Origin of the sequence: Pontibacterium sp., from assembly GCF_041587635.1 — a bacterium.
Lineage (GTDB): Bacteria > Pseudomonadota > Gammaproteobacteria > Pseudomonadales > Balneatricaceae > Pontibacterium.
On the sequence record NZ_JBFGYC010000559.1, the window covers coordinates 1 to 2594 of the forward strand.

Below are 2594 nucleotides of genomic sequence, written 5' to 3' on the forward strand. Positions count from 1 at the left end.
AAGTTACTTGTCTGATTCGTGAGTTAGAGGAAGAGACAGGGGCGCAAGGTGTACGCAACGTCAAACCGTTTGCGCGTTATGATGAGTATCGTCCCTGGTACAAGTCAGACGCCGATGTCATTTATATGATCTCATACTGTTATGTTTGCGAGATTGACGAAGAGCTGGGTATGACAGCCCTTGAGTCACATGAAGTGAGTAACGGGATGACGCCGGTGTGGATGAATATCTATGAGGCTATTGCGCATAATGAAGCTGTGATCGCGAATAGTGATAAGAAAGGGCTCTCGATTGAGAGGGAAACTTTTTTGTTGAGAGAGATCGCAGAGACACTGGTGGAGCGTCAACTGACAGAGTCAACATAAGTGAGGATAGCTGTACCTAACTGTACCTAAAAAGGGACTTTATTGTTCCCCGTAGCCGCGTCGGTGTTCGGGGCGTTGACCATTAACAGTGCGAGTTTACGAATTGTCAGGCTTCGAGGTTTTCCTAATCCTATTTACGTTGGCCGTTGGTGTCTCTATTGCTTGGAGCACCCTACGTGTTGGCATATCCCCCATGCCAAGCTCAAAATCAGCACGGCAGGCGATAATGCGACTGACTGAGGAGACGGGTACTGGGGCGATAGTAGATTTGGGATGCGGTTGGGGCAATTTAGTCATCCCTCTTGCGCTTAAATACCCTCATCGACAAATAGTCGGCTATGAGTTGTCGATTATGCCTTGGTTAACGGCAGTAATAGTTAAAAAGATACTCAGGCTAAAAAATCTGAAGCTATACAGACAAGACTTTTTGAAGTCTGACTGGTCAGCTGCCGAGGTGATTGTGTGTTATTTGTATCCGGGCGGAATGGATTCAATAAAGAACAAAATCGAATCGGAAGAAAGTGATATCCGCTTTGTTGTCAGTAATAACTTTGCACTGCCTTCGCATCAGCCTGATAAGACTATTCGGCTCAATGATTTTTATAACTCCCCTGTCTATCTGTATCAGTTAAAGTCTACGCGGTGAGTGGTGGGTTAACCTATCATTGCCCACCATTCTGGAGCTTCATTTCGCCGTTTTGGTGGGATTTTGTATCTCTAACTCTCACTGACCGCATTGTGAACCAGACGATCCAGAGGGCTTTGTGTGCCTGCAAAGTGTTTGCCTATTACGTGGGTGTAGATCTGAGTTGTCTTTACATCGCTATGCCCTAATAGGTCTTGTACCGTTCTGATATCTTTGCCTGATTGAAGTAGCTCTGTTGCAAAAGAATGTCTAAATGTATGGCAGCTGATACGTTTATCGGTGATCCCGGCAGCTTTCGCCGCAGCTTTTAGATGCTTGCGTGGTACGGAGGCGTGGAGGTGGTGTCGGCATAAAATACCGGTAATCGGATGGTTGCATAATGTGCTGGAGGGGAACAGGTACATCCAGCTAGGCTGTCGAAAAGCATTGGGAAACTTTCGATGCAAAGCGTTTGGCAGAGAAGGGCCGTGACCGCTTTGGTTGTCCTTTTGTTGTAGCTGTTTCGCACATTCGATCTGACGCTGAATATCCGGTATCAGTGCCTGACTTAAGAGTGTCTTTCGATCTTTACCGCCTTTACCTTTTGTAACCGGGAGCGTGCCCCTATCAAAGTCTATATCCTGAATTCGTAAACGAAGGCACTCGGTAATGCGTAAGCCGCTGCCATAAAGAATTGAACATATAAGTCGGTACGGTTGCTTTAAACAATTGAGAAGTCTTTGAACCTCGGCAGGAGACAGCACCACCGGTAATCGTCGGTACTGTTTTGCATGTTTGAACTCCATGTCACCTAAAGGTTGATTCAGCACCTTATGGTACATAAAGGCGAGTGCATTCAGCGCTGTTTTTTGCGTATTTACAGCAACAAACTGGTCATTGGCGAGATGACTCAAAAATGCTTTTACTTCCGCAGGCCCCATTTCCGTTGGGTGGCGCAGGTTGTGAAAGCGAATAAAGCGTTTGATCCAGCTGAGATAGGTTTTTTCGGTACGGATGCTGTATCCGCGTAGCCTTATTTCGCGTCGTAGTTGATTCAAAAACGGGCTGCTTCCCATCGCCACACTCCTTGTGAACTGAAACTGGTTTTCTGTATATATATACAGTGAATTGATCGCTGTAAAGCTAACCGGAGCGTTCTCGCCCAAAAAATATCTGCAGGTGGCGTGTTTTTGCACTGGCGTAGACCCGGAAAATCTAGCATTATCAGATGGATAGGAAACGCACTGGGAAGATATAGCGCCAGTGCAAAGAATCAAAACGCGCATGCTCGTTTTCATCGGAAGAGAAGAAGCATACGATCCACAAAGTCCTTTCTCTTCAGATAGATGCCAACGTTTCTCACGTATTCGCGAGGGACGAAAACGCGGCGGCGCAGAATTAAAATGTTAGCCTGATGATGGGATTCTAGGATGAACCAAACTGATCAAGTAACGGAAATTAAAGAGAAACTATATCCTGTTGTTGGCTTGCTCGCTCGGTTGTTTGCAGACGAGGGCAATACAAAGGCGGTAGCTATACTAGCGCATTCTGAAATTACCATCGATCATACGGAATATGATAACTGGAATGGTGGAATTTACGGA

At 46.0% G+C, this 2594-nt stretch carries 3 protein-coding genes; 2 read left to right on the forward strand and 1 reads right to left on the reverse strand.

Translation table 11 applies throughout. The annotated features are described in order from the left end of the window. Together ABYW01_RS18980 and ABYW01_RS18985 are read left to right on the forward strand one after the other, a co-directional pair. Positions 1-365 (forward strand): NUDIX domain-containing protein (locus tag ABYW01_RS18980; protein WP_372835877.1); only part of this gene is annotated, 365 nt, incomplete at its 5' end. A gap of 193 nt (positions 366-558) precedes the next feature. After that, on the forward strand, positions 559-1011 hold the full coding sequence (locus ABYW01_RS18985; RefSeq protein ID WP_372835879.1) for a methyltransferase: 453 nt from the start codon (positions 559-561) through the stop codon (positions 1009-1011). Between the two features lie 71 nt (positions 1012-1082). On the opposite strand, the gene ABYW01_RS18990 is transcribed toward ABYW01_RS18985, so the two are convergent. Then, entirely contained in the window at positions 1083-2066 is a 984-nt protein-coding gene (locus ABYW01_RS18990) for an integron integrase (protein ID WP_372835881.1), read from the reverse strand. Positions 2067-2594: the final 528 nt, after the last annotated feature.